The 14,829-nt window shown below is 71.9% G+C and carries 13 protein-coding genes; 4 read left to right on the plus strand and 9 right to left on the minus strand.

Annotation, left to right across the window (positions count from 1 at the left end):
* Window positions 1–161: 161 nt before the first annotated feature.
* From ABD067_RS10555 to ABD067_RS10565, 3 genes are all read left to right on the plus strand, one after another.
* Window positions 162–2,912: a DUF4214 domain-containing protein gene (locus ABD067_RS10555; protein ID WP_343895246.1), complete on the plus strand. Its 2,751-nt coding sequence runs from the start codon at window positions 162–164 to the stop codon at window positions 2,910–2,912.
* 225 nt (window positions 2,913–3,137) lie between these two features.
* Window positions 3,138–3,794, plus strand: coding sequence for a hypothetical protein (locus ABD067_RS10560; RefSeq protein WP_343895247.1), 657 nt, complete (start codon window positions 3,138–3,140; stop codon window positions 3,792–3,794).
* 82 nt (window positions 3,795–3,876) lie between these two features.
* Window positions 3,877–4,665: an endonuclease/exonuclease/phosphatase family protein gene (locus tag ABD067_RS10565; RefSeq protein ID WP_343895248.1), complete on the plus strand. Its 789-nt coding sequence runs from the start codon at window positions 3,877–3,879 to the stop codon at window positions 4,663–4,665.
* A gap of 68 nt (window positions 4,666–4,733) precedes the next feature.
* On the opposite strand, the gene ABD067_RS10570 is transcribed toward ABD067_RS10565, so the two are convergent.
* A complete protein-coding gene (locus ABD067_RS10570; protein ID WP_343895249.1) occupies window positions 4,734–5,060 on the minus strand; it encodes a hypothetical protein in 327 nt (108 codons plus the stop codon).
* Window positions 5,061–5,167: 107 nt separating this feature from the next.
* On the minus strand, window positions 5,168–6,958 hold the full coding sequence (locus tag ABD067_RS10575; protein ID WP_343895250.1) for a gamma-glutamyltransferase family protein: 1,791 nt from the start codon (window positions 6,956–6,958) through the stop codon (window positions 5,168–5,170).
* A gap of 95 nt (window positions 6,959–7,053) precedes the next feature.
* Between ABD067_RS10575 and phnN the strand changes: the two genes are divergently transcribed.
* Entirely contained in the window at window positions 7,054–7,608 is a 555-nt protein-coding gene (gene phnN, locus ABD067_RS10580; RefSeq protein WP_343895251.1) for a phosphonate metabolism protein/1,5-bisphosphokinase (PRPP-forming) PhnN, read from the plus strand.
* Between the two features lie 932 nt (window positions 7,609–8,540).
* Here phnN and ABD067_RS10585 read toward each other — a convergent pair.
* The 7 genes from ABD067_RS10585 to ABD067_RS10615 form a co-directional block, all read right to left on the minus strand.
* On the minus strand, window positions 8,541–9,350 hold the full coding sequence (locus tag ABD067_RS10585) for a DUF3800 domain-containing protein (protein WP_343895252.1): 810 nt from the start codon (window positions 9,348–9,350) through the stop codon (window positions 8,541–8,543).
* 110 nt (window positions 9,351–9,460) lie between these two features.
* Window positions 9,461–10,156: a DUF1045 domain-containing protein gene (locus ABD067_RS10590; RefSeq protein WP_343895253.1), complete on the minus strand. Its 696-nt coding sequence runs from the start codon at window positions 10,154–10,156 to the stop codon at window positions 9,461–9,463.
* A gap of 94 nt (window positions 10,157–10,250) precedes the next feature.
* Entirely contained in the window at window positions 10,251–11,396 is a 1,146-nt protein-coding gene (locus ABD067_RS10595; protein WP_343895254.1) for an alpha-D-ribose 1-methylphosphonate 5-triphosphate diphosphatase, read from the minus strand.
* A complete protein-coding gene (phnL, locus tag ABD067_RS10600; RefSeq protein ID WP_343895255.1) occupies window positions 11,393–12,112 on the minus strand; it encodes a phosphonate C-P lyase system protein PhnL in 720 nt (239 codons plus the stop codon). The genes ABD067_RS10595 and phnL overlap by 4 nt, the downstream gene beginning before the upstream one ends.
* Window positions 12,109–12,888 carry a phosphonate C-P lyase system protein PhnK gene (phnK, locus tag ABD067_RS10605; RefSeq protein ID WP_343895256.1) on the minus strand — a complete coding sequence of 260 codons (780 nt, stop codon included), beginning with the start codon at window positions 12,886–12,888 and terminating at the stop codon, window positions 12,109–12,111. Before phnK ends, phnL begins: the two co-directional genes overlap by 4 nt.
* On the minus strand, window positions 12,885–13,733 hold the full coding sequence (locus ABD067_RS10610; protein ID WP_343895257.1) for an alpha-D-ribose 1-methylphosphonate 5-phosphate C-P-lyase PhnJ: 849 nt from the start codon (window positions 13,731–13,733) through the stop codon (window positions 12,885–12,887). Before ABD067_RS10610 ends, phnK begins: the two co-directional genes overlap by 4 nt.
* Window positions 13,730–14,824 carry a carbon-phosphorus lyase complex subunit PhnI gene (locus ABD067_RS10615; RefSeq protein ID WP_343895258.1) on the minus strand — a complete coding sequence of 365 codons (1,095 nt, stop codon included), beginning with the start codon at window positions 14,822–14,824 and terminating at the stop codon, window positions 13,730–13,732. Before ABD067_RS10615 ends, ABD067_RS10610 begins: the two co-directional genes overlap by 4 nt.
* Between the last annotated feature and the right edge of the window lie 5 nt (window positions 14,825–14,829).

The raw sequence follows: 14,829 nt of genomic DNA on the forward strand, positions 1-14,829 counted from the left end.
CGCTCGGCCCCGCGCGAGGCCGAGCCGCCGGAGCCGTGACCGCGACTGTTCGCGATCGGCGACGATCAACATTCCGTACCTGAACGCATTGACAGGCGTTCGTTTCGATCGATCATCTATACCGGGCGCACAACCTCAGATCGTTGCTGAGAAGGTGCGCAATGGCCGCGGACAGCGAAGTCTTCCTCAAGAACAAAGAAATCCAGGTCGACGAGGAGGCCGGCTCCGCGACGGTGACCATCGTCCGCACCGGCTCGACCGCCGGCGCGGTGACGATCACGTACGGCATCCAAGACTACAGCGCCACCGCGAACGAGGACTTCGTCAGCGGCCTCTACGAGGTCACCATGGCGGCCGGCGCGACGGAGATGACCGTCCAGGTCAAGGTGCTGGACGACAAGGTCGGGGAGGGCACCGAGCACTTCACCTTCTCGCTGGTCAGCGTCGAAGGCGCCGGCCTCGGCGTCCCGCGCAATTCGTGGATTTCGATCCTCGACGACGAAGCGCCGTCGCCGCCCGTCGTGGAGCCGCCGCTCAAGTCGGACTACGTCGTGGACCAGAAAACGCTGGTCAGCGGCCTCGACCGGCCGGTGAAGTTCGAGTTCTCGCCCGTGGACCCGACCCGCGTCTACGTCGCGGAGAAGGGCGGGACGGTCAAGATCGCCGACCTCGACGACGGCACCGCCACCACCCTGCTCGACCTCCGCGCCCGCGTGAACGACTACGGCGACCGCGGCCTGCTCGACGTCGCCCTGCACCCGGACTTCGCCAAGAACGGCTACATCTACGTCTTCGCCGTCATCGACCCGAGCGACACCGCCGGCCTGAAGGACGAAGCCGGCCCGGACGGCTCCGGCAACCGCTACGCCCAGGTGCTGCGCTACACCGCCGATGCCGAAACGGGGTTCACCACGATCAAGCAGGGCAGCGAGTTGGTGCTGCTCGGCGGCGCCGGGCGGACGCTGAAGGACATCAGCGGCGACGGCGTGAAGGACTTCATGAAGCCGGAGTTCGCGGACTTGCCGTCCTCCGAACGCTACATCAACCAAGCGGCGCCTGCGCAGAAGGCGGTCAACGGCGTCAAGCAGGACTTCATCAAGGTCGACTCGATGACCCACGCCGGCGGCTCGCTCACCTTCGGGCCGGACGGCGCGCTCTACGTGGGCATCGGCGACGGCGCTTCGCCCAACTACGCCGACCCGCATTCCTACGACGTCCAGAACCTCGACAGCCTTTCGGGCAAGATCCTCCGGGTGGACCCGCTCACCGGCCGGGGCCTCGCGGACAACCCGTTCGCGGGCGGCGTCGGGCTGGACACCAACAAGGCCAAGGTCTGGCAATCCGGCCTGCGCAACCCGTTCTCGACGGCGTTCGACACGGAAGGCCGGTTCTTCATCTCCAACACCGGCTGGAACCTGTGGGAGTCGATCCTTCAGGGCGGGAAGGGCGCCAACTTCGGTTGGCCCTTCTACGAAGGCGCCGACGGCGGGGTGTCGACGCCTTCGCAGTTCTACAGGCAGTTGTACGAGGCCAAGGAGTTCTACGCCGCGGTGGAGCGGGGCGAGGTGTCCATCACGGCGCCCTTCCGCGCCTTTTCCCACTACGACGGCGACCCCGGCTACCAGGTCCAGGCCATCACCGCCGGGTCCTCGGTCTACACCGGCGACAAGTACCCCGAAGCCCTCAAGAACGACTTCTTCTTCACGGACTACGTCGACGGCGAAGTCTTCGCGGTGGACGCGAAGGACCGGACGGAGCTGAAATTCCTTTGGCAAGGCGCCCCCGCAGACGTCCCCATCGACTTCGTCCAGGGCCCCGACGGGTACGTGTACTACGCCAAGCTCGCCTACTTCCAACCCGGCGCCGGCGAGATCGGCCGGCTCGAAATCTCCGCCATCGAACAACCGCCGCCGCCTCTGCCGCCCACCTACTACGGCACCGAGGGCGACGACCGCCTCGCCTTGGGGAACGGTGACGAAATCCTCGACGGCCTAGGCGGTCGAGACTGGGTGGACATGCTGGCCGAAGGGCGCCGCGGCAGCGCCGTTTCGGCGCGAGCGGACGGCAAGGTCGAGGTGGCCCACGACGGCCAGACCGACGCCTTGGCCAACGTCGAGGAGATCCGCTTCGCCGACGGGCGCCTCGCCTTCGACCCGGCCGACCCGGCGGCGAAGGTCCTGCGCCTGTACGAAGCCGCGCTGGACCGCCTGCCGGACCAGGACGGCCTCAACTTCTGGATCGACGCCGTGCAGGAAGGACGGCCGCTGGCGTTGCTGGCGGAACGCTTCCTGTCTTCCCCCGAATTCGGCGCCCGCTCCGGCGGCGTCTCTGGCGACGGCGCCTTCGTGGACCGGCTCTACATCAACGTGCTCGGCCGCGCCGGCGAAGTGGAAGGCCGCGCTTTCTGGGTGGGCGTGCTCGACAGCGGTGGCGCGGGCCGCGCCGAGGTGCTCGCCGCCTTCTCCGAAAGCATCGAGAACAAGGCGGGCACCGCGGCCCTGGTCCGCGACGGCATCTGGGACCGCTCCGAAGAAGCGATGGAGGCGGCGCGCCTCTACGACACCGTGTTCGGCCGCCGCCCGGACGTGGAAGGCCTGACTTTCTGGAAGAACCGCCTGGAGAGCGGCGACGCCACGCTGGCGCAGGTGGCGGACGCCTTCGTCGGAGGCGCCGAGTTCCGGGGCAGGTACGGCAACCTCGACAACCGCGCCTTCGTCCAGGCCCTATACGAGAACACGCTGGACCGGCCCGCCGACCGGGCGGGGCTCGACTTCTGGGGCGGCCAACTCGACGCCGGCGCGGCCCGCTCCAAGGTGGTGCTGGACTTCTCCGAAAGCGCCGAGCACGTCGCGCTGACCGCGCCCGCCATCGGCGGCGAGGACCCGTCCCGGTTCGGCATCCTGTTCGTGTGACGGGGGAGGGGCGGCCCGCCCTGGCGGCGGCGCTCCGTGCCCCATCCCGCAAGGCGCGCGCTTCCGGGCGCGAGGCCGCGCGCCCCGCCGTCACCGCCGCCGCCGGCCGGCGCGCCGGCACCAACGGAGCCTTGGCGCGTTGGTGCCGACCGTAGGCGAGGACGGCGCCGCCCCGCGCCCGCGGCGCCGGCGTCACCCCCCGGCGGCTCGGGAGGGGAGACGCGCGTGCCGCTGCTGACGAAGGACGACATCCGGCGGCAATCCGCGTTCGCTTGGGCCTGCTTGGCCGCGATGGCCGCGGTCGCGGCGTGGTTCTGGTGGCTGGACAAGCGCGGCGCGGCGATGGGCACGCTCGCGGCCCTCGCCGGGTGCCTGGGCCTGCTCCTGCCGCCGCGGGAACGCATGGCGGCGCTGCCGTGGCGGGTGCGGGCGCTGCCCCGGTGGGCGGACGCAGCGCCCGTGCTCGCGGCGCTGCTGTCGAGCCCCGGCTACGGCCTGAACTGGTTCTACGGCGCGAACCCCTACGACGAAACGGTGCATCTGGTGAGCGGCGCGCTGGCCGGCGCCGTTTTCGCGGCGCTGCTGGAGGTGGACGGGCTCCGGCGCGGCGCCAAGCGGCTCGCGGCCGCGGGCTTGGCCTTCGGTCTCGGCGTCGGCGTCGCGTGGGAGGCCTTCGAAGCGGCCGTCGGGCTGATCGGCGATTGGACCGACACCTGGACGGACGCGGTCCTGACGGCGTCGGGCACGGCGCTCGGCGCCGCCCTGGCCGGGTCGCGCCGCCGCGGCCAAGCCGCCGGCCAGGGCGCTGCCGCCGCGGGGCCAGGAAGCGCCGAACCGCGCGCGGCGGGCCCCTGGGAAAGGGCCGGCGGGCCGTCGGGGTGAGCGGCCGCGCCGCCCTGCCGCCCGCTAGCCCGCTTCGCTCCCGCCCCGCGCCCGACGCGCTTCCGAAAGCAGCAACCACGCCATGCTCGTCGCCACCTACAACGCCCACCGCGGCCGCGGCCTCAACCCGGCCGGGCCGTTCCGGCCGGACCGCATCGCGGGGGTCATCGCCGAGATCCGCCCGGACCTGATCGCCCTGCAAGAGGCCCAGCACTACCTCCGGCCGGGCGTGCCCATGCTGGACGCCGCGGCCATCGAGCGCGACCTCGGCTTGCGCCTCCTGCGCGTCCCCTCCGTGGCCCACCGCCCGGGCGACCACCAGGGCTGGCGCGGCAACCTGGTGCTGGTCCGGCGCGACGCCGCGGTGCTTCGCCCGCCGGTCGGCCTGCGGCTCGGCGGCCTGGAGCCGCGCGGCGCGGTGATGGCCGAGCTCGACCTCGGCCACGGGCCGTTCCGGCTGATCGCGGCCCACCTCAGCCTGGGGCCGGAGCGGCGGGCGCTCCAGGCCGAGGCGCTGCTGGCGGCCATGCGGACCGGCGCCGGCGACCGGCTGCCGACCTTGCTGCTCGGCGACCTCAACGAGTGGCGCCAGGGCGCCTCCGCCCTCGGCGTGCTCGAAGCCGCCTTCGGCGCAGCGCCGCGCGCGCCCACCTTTCCGGTGTTCCGCCCCTTCTTGAAGCTGGACGCGATCATGGGGCGCCCGCGCGGGCTGGTGCCCGGCGTCGAAGCGCACGACACGCCCCTGGCCCGGCGCGCTTCCGACCACCTGCCGCTCAAGGCGCGCATCGACACCGCCGTCCTCCGGGCCGCCTCCGCCGGTGGCGCCGCCTGCCGCGGCCACGGCGCGGCTACCGGCGCGGCCGGGCGCTGACCGCGGGCGCCGCGCGACGGCCGGCGGCCGACGCGCCGGGCCAGCCTGCGGAGGCAAGCGCCGCACGCTCAGGGCGCGGGAGCATCGGCGCCCTCCGGCCCGGCGGCGGGGGTGGACGCCGTGGCGGCGGCCGAGGCGGAGGGGCGTGCCAGCGCGGCGCCGCCGAACACCAAACGGTCCCGCTCGGCCAGCCCGAGCCCGTCCCACACGTGGCCCGCGCGCTCGTTGTCGGAGGCCATGGGCGGCCTCGCGCGCCGCATCCGCGCCTCCACGCGGCGGCGCTGCGCCGGCGTCAGCTCTTCCCAGAACTGGGCGAGCCAACGGTTCTGCCGCAGCCGCTCGCGGGGGTCGTGCGGCGGCGGCCGAGCCGCCGGCGGATTCGGCCGCGGTTCCATGGCGACCACCAACGGCTGCGGCTTCGGCCTGCACGCGCCGGAACCCAACGCCAACAGGGCCGCTGACAGCAGCAGGACGGCACGGCGCGGCGCCACAAACGGCACGCTCAACGCCCCACCGCGTAGCCCTGCATCCCGCGCGGGTTGGCGCCGGCGAAGATCTGCCCGTCCGCTTCCCGCCGCGCGCCGGTCAAGCGGCCTTCCGACCAGTCGCCGCCCGTCTCGGCCGCGTGGCCGCGCGCTTGCAGGTCGGCCAGCACGTCCGGCGCGAAGCGGCCTTCCAGCACCAGCTTCCCCGGCTTGGCGCCGCGCGGCCAGAAAGAGCTGATCCAGTGCTCGCTGTGGAAGGAGGGCAGGTCGATCGCCTGCTGGATGGAAAAGCGGTGGTCCAGCATCCGCGCCAGCATGATCGGCTGCCACTGGTCCTGCTGCTCGCCGCCCGGCGTGCCGAAGCTCATCCAGGGGCGGCCGTCGTCACGTAGCACCATGGAGGGGGAGAGCGTGGTGCGCGGCCGCTTGCCCGGCTGGAGGCCATTGGGCAGCGACTCGTCCAGCCAGAACATCTGGCAGCGCGAGCCTAGGCAGAAGCCCAGCTCCGGGATCGCCGGCGAGGATTGCAGCCACCCCGCGGAGGGCGTCGCGCTCACCATGTTGCCCCAGCGGTCGATGACGTCGACGTGGCAGGTGTCGCCGCCGGCGGCGCCGAGGCGCGACACGGTGGGCTCGCCCGTGCCCGCCGCCATCGCCACCTCTTCGGCGCGGCGCACCGCGGCGGCGTAGTCCGTGCGCGGCGGGCGCCCGTCCGGGCCGCCCGGCCGGAACTCCAGGCTCGCCCGCTCGCCGATCAGCGCCCGGCGCGCCTCGGCGTAGGCGGGCGAGAGCAGCGTCCACATCGGCACGTCCACGAAATCCGGGTCGCCGTAGAACGCTTCCCGGTCGGCGAAGGCGAGCTTCATGGCCTCGGCGACGACGTGGACGAACTCCGCGCCCACCGGGTCCATCGCCCCGATGTCGAAGCCCTCCAGCAGCGCCAGGGTCTGGAGCATCGCCGGCCCCTGGCTCCAGGGCCCGCACTTCAGGACGGTGTGCCCGCGGTAGGTCCCGGCGAGCGGCGCTTCCACCCCGGCCCGCCAGTCCGCCATGTCCTGCCCGGTCAGCACGCCGGCGTGGCGGCGGCCGGAGGTGTCGAGCGCCTCAGTGGTCCGGCAGAAGCGGTCGATCGCCTCGGCGACGAAGCCGCGGTACCAGGCATCCCGCGCCGCGTCGATCCGCCGTTCGCGGTCCCCGCCGGCGGCGTCCGCCTCCCGCACCACCCGCTCGTAGGTGTCGGCCAGCACCGGGTTGGCGTACAACTCGCCGGGCTTCGGGCCGCCGTCCCTGAGCCACAGCGCGGCCGAGGTCGGCCACGCCGTTTCGAACAACGGCCGCACCGTCTCCACCGTGGCGGCCACGCGCGGCACCATGTGGGCGCCGGCCCTGGCGTAGCCGATGGCGTAGCCGAGCACCTCCCGCAGCTCCCAGGTGCCGTGGTCGCGCAGCATCAACGCCCAGGCGTCGAAGGCGCCGGGGACGGGCGCGGGGAGGAGGCCGGTCCCGGGCACCAGGTCGAGCCCGAGTTCGCCCTTAAGCTTCGCCACCGTCAGCCCGCGCGGCGCCGGACCCTGGCCGCAGACCACCTGCTGCGCCCCGAGCCGTTCGCTGTGCAGGATGATCGGGCAGTCGCCGCCCGGCCCGTTCAGGTGCGGCTCCACCACCTGGAGGGTGAACCCGGCCGCCGCCGCCGCGTCGAAGGCGTTGCCGCCGCGCTCCAGCACCGCCATGCCGACCCCGCTGGCGATCCAGTGGGTCGAGGCCACGGCGCCGAAGGTGCCGGCGATCTCGGGACGGGTGGTGAACATCCTGCGCGTCGTCTCCCAGCCCCGGAAACGGCGGCTTGGCCGGGGCAGGCCCGGTTTGGCGAGGGTGGGGCGCGGGGTCAATCGGCGGAGAATCCATGTTGGTGGCCGTGGTGGGGCCTTCGGGCGCCGGGAAGGACACGCTGCTGGACGGCGCGCGGGCGCGGATCGGGGCTGGGGACGGGCGGTTCCGCTTCGCCCGGCGATGCATCACCCGCCCCGCTTCGGCCGGCGGCGAGGACCACGAGGCGCTGGACCGCGACGCCTTCCTCCGGCGGCGCGACGCCGGCGGCTTCGCGCTGTGGTGGGAGGCGCACGGGCTGCTGTACGGCGTGCCGCGCGACGTCGAGGCGGACCTCGACGCCGGGCGCTGCGTGGTGGCGAACCTGTCCCGCGCCGTGCTGGGGGAGGCGCACCGGCTGTACCCGTTGCTGGTGCTGGAGGTCACGGCGCCGGCGGCCGTGCTCGCCGCGCGGCTGGCGGCGCGGGGGCGGGAGGATGAGGAAACGATCGCGGCGCGGCTGGCGCGGGAGGCGCCGCTGCCGGACGGGCTGCGGGTGCGGCGGGTGGTGAACGACGGCGCGGTGGAACGGGCGGTCGCGGAGGTGGCGCGGGCGCTGTTGGAGGCGGCGGGGGAGGGGCGGGGGCGCTGAGGTGCGGGACGGTCGTGCCTCTAGAGGTGCGCGCCGGGGTGCGGGCGTTTTGCGCGAACCGGATGAATGCGCTGGACCGGACCCCCTGCTCCTCCGTGCGTTGCGAGCCGAGATGCCGGCGTTCTGCTCGAATGGGACAAATGCTTCGGACTGAGGCAGGGCACCGTATCCGGCCCGGTGGCGACCCGTCGGACGATCGGCGCCCCAGCACGCCTCGATTGTCGAACTGGAACGAATGCCTCATTCGCCTCCGGAGCCTCGCGCTCTTTTGCCCGAGCCGCCCCGTGGAATGGCCCGCGTGCCGAAAGCGCTTTCTGCCGGAATGGGACAAATGCCCTGGGCCGCGTGGGAACCGTACCGTATTGTGCGCGCCGGCCGTTCCAAGGGCTGGTGCGCGCTGCGGAAGCTCGCTTTTGCACGAAGCGGACAAATGCGCCTGTCGCGGTCGGCGCCCTTCGGCCGGCGTGTTACCTTTCCCGCAAAACGGGTTTGCGGCCGAAGGCGCGCCATTTGTCGGAATTGGATAAACGCCGTTGGAGAGCGTGACGCGGGCCGAGGCGCGTGGGAAAGGAGTAATTACGACATTCGGACAAACCCATGGACGCTGGACGGGCTGTCGGGAGGGTTCTTGCTCCGCGCCGGCACTGTTCGTTCGCAAGGCAGGCATCTCTGCGGCTCCGAAGCGAGCCAAGGATTTTAATCCTATTTTTTGTCATAACGCAAATGCTTCTTCTCGCCTCTTTAAATTTGTGTGCCGTCGCGCAAGGGTGAGCATCCCGGGGCCAAAAGCTACTTGAGAGGCGCCGCAAATTATCCCATACAAGCGTACTAGCCGGTAGCTTTTGCATCCGCGAGGGCGCTTCCGAAAGGAGCCGGCTAGCTTCCCCAGCTTTGGCACGTAGCGCGTTAGTGACGGGCCCCGTCGATGCTTGCTACAGAGGCCAGATCTTCTCGAAACGCTCGAAGGTTTTGATGACATCGTGGAGCCTGAGAACAGCCTTCTCGGCGCGTTTAGCGTTTGCATCGCAGTACTCAGCAAAGCTGAACTGCCGCGTGGCCGGCGGCGACGCTAGATACGCGCTAATTAGGCGCTGCCGAAGCCGGTAACCTTTGAGTTTAAAGTAAGTAACTACATCACACGCCTGTATAAGACGATTATGGTGGGATTTTACGAAGTGGACGGTATCGACCACGTTCTTAATTGCGGTGGGACGCCAGCCCCAGCCGGTATTGACGCTCTTGGAAAAAGCTAAGTCTCTGATTAGCTGCTCCTCCAACTCGCGGTGCTCGTCGGCTACAAGCAAGCCAAAATCACTTACAGTCGGTCCTGCGAGGTAATCCTGCACGCGCTCAAGCATGAACTGAAAGCAGAGCAGATGCGGATAGGTGCCAGTGATTTTTTTAAGTTTGTCTACTCCAAAAGCACCGAAAAGAGCGCCTTCTTCTTTACAAACCTGTAGTATGTCCATGCAAATACGAATGCGCAGTGCCGGATCGATCTTTTCAAAGAATTTTTTGCCGCTGTACAGTTCTGCCCCATGGAACTCAACATCATCGGGAAGGACTATAACGTCAGTTTTCTCGACTGAATCTGTGCATTCTTGTGCTAGTTTGTTTAACCGTTCTTCAATATTTCTGACCTGGCCTTGATCTACAATCAACGCCCCAATCATGTGAATGGGTTGATCGGGATCGGCCCTGCCACCGGTGTTTCCCGCTTCGTCAATGTAGATCAACTTCATGAGCTTTGATCTACAAGGTTGACAACTGATCGGTCAATGGACGCTAGCGGTGTGGGGCCCGCTTGCGCGGGGCCGACGAGAGGACGAGGCGCAACTCGTGTTCGACGGTGTCAGGCGCCGAACGGCAGCCGCTCCGCGATCAGGAACGGCGCGCTCGGCCCGGCCTGGGTGAACAGGCAGACGGACGACACCCGCCGCCGGTGCGTGAGCGCGTTAGCCAAGTGCGCCTCCGCCGCCGGCAGCACCGCCGCCTTTTCCTCGGGCGAGAGGCGCCGCGTCAGGGTGACGTGGAAGCGCCACTCGTCGAACACGTAGGGGTAGCCCCAGCGCGCGAGGTTCGCTTCCTGTCGCGGCGACAGCCCGGCCCGGCGCCGCTTCGCCAGTTCCGCCTCGTCCGGCGGCGCGCGGCAGGCGTCCAGCGCCTCCACGCAGGCGTCCGCGAGAGCCCGCAGCGGCGGGCAGGGCTCGGTTTCGCGCAGCGCCAGGAAGCCTTCGAGGTCGCGCACCGCGAGCGGCGGCAGGTCGAAGGTTCGCAGGCGCGCCGCGAGCGCCGCCGCGGCGTCCAGCGCCTCGGCCCAGGAAGCGCGGAGGCGGAAGGGCGGCTTCAGGGTGGCGTGGAGGCCGTAGCCGCGCGGGTCGGCGGTGAGGGCGCGGAGGTCGTGGCCGGGCACGCCCGGTTGCGGCAGCGGCGCGCCGGTCTGGGCGTCGCGCCCCAGCCAGGAGGAGCCGGCGCGGTGCAGCGGGTCGTCCGGTTCTGGCGCCCAGTACAGGGCGAGGCGCGCGCCCGGCGCCGGCGCCCCGATCACCCGGACCCGCCCCGCGCGTTCCTCACGGACCCGCCCCGCGCGTTCCTCACGAACCCGCCCCGCGCGTTCCTCACGAACCCGCCCCGCGCGTTCCTCACGCGACGCGCTCCCCCGCGCGCCACACCTGCCGCACCACCGGCAGCCCGTCGTGCTCGCGCACCCGCACCAGGTCGGCGCGCAGGCCCGCCTCGATGCGGCCGCGGTCGGTGAGCCGCGCCATCCGCGCCGGCGCGTCCGTGACCATCGCCACCGCCTCCGGCAGGGAAACCCCGGCCTCCGCCGCGCAGCGCCACGCCGCCTCGACCATGGCGCCCGGCACGTAGTCGCTCGCCAGCGCGTCCGCCGCGCCCTCCCGCACCAGGTCGGCGGCGGCGACGTTGCCGGAGTGGCTGCCGCCGCGCACCACGTTGGGGGCGCCGGCGATCACCTCCACGCCGATGGCGCGCGCGTGCTTCGCCGCCTCCATCAGCACCGGGAACTCGCTGATCGTGATGCCGTCGCGCTTGTTGCGGTCCATCTCGGCCGGGTCGTCGTCGTCGTGGCTGGCGACCGGCAGGTCGCGGCCCGCGATGCGCTCCAGCAGCCAGCGCCGCTGCGGCTCCCGCAGCCGCTCGCGCTGTTCCAGGAGTTCGGCGATGCGGCGCGACACCTCGGCGTCCGTCATCTGCTTCTGCCGTACGCGCATCGCCCGGTAGCGGTCGAGGTCGCGGTACTGGCCGACGCCGGGCGAGTGGTCCATCAGGCTCACCATCCGCACCAGCGGGTGGTCGGCGACGGCCTCCAGCGCCGGCGGCATGTCCACCGCCGGCAGCTCGCAGCGGAGGTGGAGGAAGTGCTCGCTCCGAAGCAAGCCGGTGTCCGCCAGCGCGTCGAGGTCGCGCACCCCGTCCCAGAAGGTCTGGTCCCGCCCCATGTCGAAGCCGAGGTCGCCGAGGCACAGCGCGTCCAGCACGGTGGTGACGCCCGCCGCCGCGCACTGCGCGTCGTGCGCCAGCATGGCGGAGCGGCTCGGCCAGCGCGCGTTGGCGCGGGGCAGCACCTGGCGTTCGAGGTTGTCCGTGTGGACGTCCACCACGCCGGGGATCAGGTGGTCGCCGCCCAGGTCCTCGGCGGAGGGGAGGCCGCTCCGACCCGGCTGCACCTCGGCTATCGAACCGCCGCGCAGCACCACGCTGCCCGGCACCACCTCGCCCGGCATCACCAGCAGGGCGTTCGTCAACACGGTCTCGGCGGTGCTCATGCGGCGCTCCGGCTCGCCTCCTGGGGTCGGGGTTCGATGGCGAAGAGGCGGTCGGAAACCCGGTCGCGCACGTCCGCGTCGTGGAAGATGCCGACCACCGCCGCGCCCGCCGCCTTGGCCTCGCGGATGAGGGCCACCGCCACGTCGCGGTTCGCGGCGTCGAGGCTCGCGGTCGGCTCGTCCAGCAGCAGCACCGGATAGCCCGGCGCGAAGCCCCGCGCCAGGTTCACCCTTTGCTGCTCGCCGCCCGAGAAGGTGGCGGGGGGGAGCGAATGCAGGGCAGGGGGCATGTTGAGCCGGAGCAGCAGCGCCCGCGCCCGCTCGCGCGCCTCGTCCAAGGCCATGCCGCGCGCCAGCAGCGGCTCCGCCACGATGTCGAGCGCCGGCACGCGCGGGATCACGCGGAGGAACTGGCTGACGTGGCCCAGCGTCTCCCGCCGCACCTCCCGCACCAGCCGCGCGTCGGCCGCCGTCAGGTCCGCGGGGGCGCCGCGGTGCCGGACCAGGATGCGCCCGCCCTCCGCGCCGTAGTTGCCGTAGAGGCAGCGCATCAGGGTGGACTTGCCCGCGCCCGATGGCCCCGCCAGCGCCACGCACTCGCCCGGCGCCACGGCGAAATCGACGCCGTCCAGCACCGGCAGCCGCGTCCCGCCCTGGAGGTGCAGGGTGAAGGTCTTCGCCAGCCCTTCGGCCTTTAGCGCCCAGTCGCCGCTCATGCCGCGAGCACCGAGGAGACGAGGAGCTGCGTGTACTCGTGCTGGGGGTCGTCCAGCACGCGGTCGGTCAGCCCGTGCTCCACCACCCGCCCGCGCCGCATCACCACCAGCCGGTGCGCCAGCAGCCGCGCCACCGCTATGTCGTGCGTCACCAGCAGCACGGCGAGGCCGAGGCCGGCCACCAGGGCGCGGATCAGATCGAGGAGTCGCGCTTGCACCGACACGTCGAGGCCGCCGGTCGGCTCGTCCATGAACACCAACCGTGGCCGCGTCACCAGGGTACGCGCGATCTGCAGGCGCTGCTGCATGCCCCCGGAGAAGTCGCGCGGCAGATCGTCCATGCGCGCCGGGTCGATCTCCACCCGCCGCAGCCATTCCGCCGCCGCGGCGCGGATGCCGCCGTAGTGGCGCGCGCCCACCGCCATCAGCCGCTCGCCCACGTTGCCGCCGGCCGAGACGTTGAGCCGCAGGCCGTCGCGCGGGTTCTGGTGGACGAAGCCCCATTCGGTGCGCGCGAGGCGCCGCAGCGCCGCTTCGCCCGAGCCGTGCACCGGCACGACGGCGCCGGCCGCGTCGCGGTACAGCACCTCGCCGGTGTCGGCCGGGAGCGCGCCGGAGAGCACGCGCAGCAGGCTGGTCTTGCCGGAGCCGGACTCGCCCAGGATCGCCACCACCTCGCCCGGCCAGACCCGCAGCGCCACGTCGTCCAGCGCCGGGACGGGGCCGAAGCGCAGGGAAAGGCCGCGCGCCTCCAGGATCGGCGCGTCTGCCGTCACTTCGCCGCCCTCCGTTCCGCGCAGTAGTCGGTGTCGGAGCAGAGGAAGCGCCGGCCGCCGCGGTCGTCCGTCACCACCTCGTCGAGGTAGCTGTCGCGGCTGCCGCAGAGCGCGCAGGCGGCGGCGGGGCGTGGCGGCTCGAACGGGTGGTCCTCGAAGTCGAGCGAGCGGACCTCCGTGTAGGGCGGCACCGCGTAGATGCGCTTCTCCCGCCCCGCGCCGAAGAGCTGCAAGGCCGGCATCCGGTCCATCTTCGGGTTGTCGAAGGCGGGAATGGGGGAAGGCGCCATCAGGTAGCGCCCGTTCACCATCACCGGGTAGTTGTAGGAGATCGTCACCTCGCCCTGGCGCGCGATGTCCTCGTAGAGCTTGACGTGCATGAGCCCGTAGTCGCCCAGCGCGTGCAGCCGCCGCGTCTCGGCCACGCGCGGCTCCAGCCGGAACAGCGGCTCCGGCATCGGCACCTGGTAGACGAGGATCTGGCCCTCGCGCAGCGGCGTCTCCGGGATGCGGTGGCGCGTCTGGATCACCGTCGCCTCCGCCGTGCGCTCCGTGGTGGCGACGCCCGCCACCCGCGCGAAGAAGCGGCGGATGGAGACGGCGTTGGTGGTGTCGTCGGCGCCCTGGTCGATCACCTTGAGCGTGTCCGCCGGGCCGATGACGCTCGCCGTCACCTGGATGCCGCCCGTGCCCCAGCCGTAGGGCAGCGGCATCTCGCGCGAGCCGAAGGGCACTTGGTGGCCGGGGATCGCCACCGCCTTCAGCAAGGCGCGGCGGATCATCCGCTTGGTGTCCTCGTCGAGGTAGGCGAAGTTGTACCCGGCGAGCGTCGCGGCGGCGCTCATTCCGCCGCCTCCCGCCGTTGTGCGGCGGCCGTCCCGGCGCGGATCGCCCGCAGCTTCTCCAGCTCGCTCTGGAAGTCCACGTAGTGCGGCAGCTTCAGGTGTTCCACGAAGCCCGTCGCCTCCACGTTGTCGGAGTGGTACAGCACGAACTCCGCGTCCTGCGCCGGGGCGCCCGTCTCCTCGCCCAGCTCCTCGGCGCGGAGCGCCCGGTCCACCAACGCCATCGCCATCGCTTTGCGCTCGCCCTGGCCGAACACCAGCCCGTAGCCGCGCGTGAACTGCGGCGGCTCGTGCCGGCTGCCGCCGAACTGGTTCACCATCTGGCATTCGGTCACGACGACGTCGCCGATCTCCACCGCGAAGCCCAGCTCCGGCGGCGCGACCTGCACCGCGACCTCGCCCATCCGCAGCTCGCCGACGAAGGGGTGCGCGTTGCCGTAGCCGCGCTGCGTCGAGTAGCCGAGGCCGAGCAGGAAGCCCTCGTCGCCGCGCGCCAGCGCCTGCAACCGGAGCGGCCGGTCGGCGGGGATTTCCAACGGCTCGCGCGTCAGGTCGCCCGGCTCCTCGTCCGACGCCGGCTCGGCCGCCATCAACCCTTCCTGCGCCAGCAGCCCGGTGACGCGGGGCGCCGCGGCGCCGTCGGCCTCTGCTTCCGGCGCCGGCGCGGGCGGCTCCGCCCCTTCGGCCGCGAGCGCGAAGTCCAGCAGCCGGTGCGTGTAGTCGAAGGTCGGGCCGAGCACCTGCCCGCCCGGGAGGTCCTTGTAGGTCGCGCTCACCCGGCGCCGCACCCGCATCGCCGCGGTGTCGAGCGGCACGGACGCGCCGAAGCGGGGCAGGGTGGTGCGGTAGGCGCGCAGCAGGAACGCGGCCTCGATCAGGTCGCCCCGCGCCTGCTTGATGGCGAGCGCCGCGAGCGAGCGGTCGTGGCACGCCCCTTCGGCCATCACACGGTCCACGGCCAGCGACAACTGCTCCTCGATCTGCCGCACCGAAAGCTCCGGCAAGGCCGGGTCGCCGCGCCGCGCCTCGTCCAGCCAGGCGTGCGCGTTCTCGATCGCCCGCTCGCCGCCCTTCACCGCAACGTAGGCCACGCGCC

Origin of the sequence: Craurococcus roseus (assembly GCF_039523795.1) — a bacterium.
In the GTDB taxonomy this organism is placed as follows: Bacteria; Pseudomonadota; Alphaproteobacteria; order Acetobacterales; family Acetobacteraceae; genus Craurococcus; species Craurococcus roseus.

Bases quoted from the DNA above. Each gene is read 5' to 3' on its own strand.
- ABD067_RS10555 (WP_343895246.1), top strand. From the start codon at position 162: ATGGCCGCGGACAGCGAAGTCTTCCTCAAGAACAAAGAAATCCAGGTC.
- ABD067_RS10565 (WP_343895248.1), top strand. From the start codon at position 3,877: ATGCTCGTCGCCACCTACAACGCCCACCGCGGCCGCGGCCTCAACCCG.
- ABD067_RS10570 (WP_343895249.1), bottom strand. From the start codon at position 5,060: ATGGAACCGCGGCCGAATCCGCCGGCGGCTCGGCCGCCGCCGCACGAC.
- ABD067_RS10575 (WP_343895250.1), bottom strand. From the start codon at position 6,958: ATGTTCACCACCCGTCCCGAGATCGCCGGCACCTTCGGCGCCGTGGCC.
- phnN (WP_343895251.1), top strand. From the start codon at position 7,054: ATGTTGGTGGCCGTGGTGGGGCCTTCGGGCGCCGGGAAGGACACGCTG.
- ABD067_RS10585 (WP_343895252.1), bottom strand. From the start codon at position 9,350: ATGAAGTTGATCTACATTGACGAAGCGGGAAACACCGGTGGCAGGGCC.
- ABD067_RS10595 (WP_343895254.1), bottom strand. From the start codon at position 11,396: ATGAGCACCGCCGAGACCGTGTTGACGAACGCCCTGCTGGTGATGCCG.
- phnL (WP_343895255.1), bottom strand. From the start codon at position 12,112: ATGAGCGGCGACTGGGCGCTAAAGGCCGAAGGGCTGGCGAAGACCTTC.
- ABD067_RS10610 (WP_343895257.1), bottom strand. From the start codon at position 13,733: ATGAGCGCCGCCGCGACGCTCGCCGGGTACAACTTCGCCTACCTCGAC.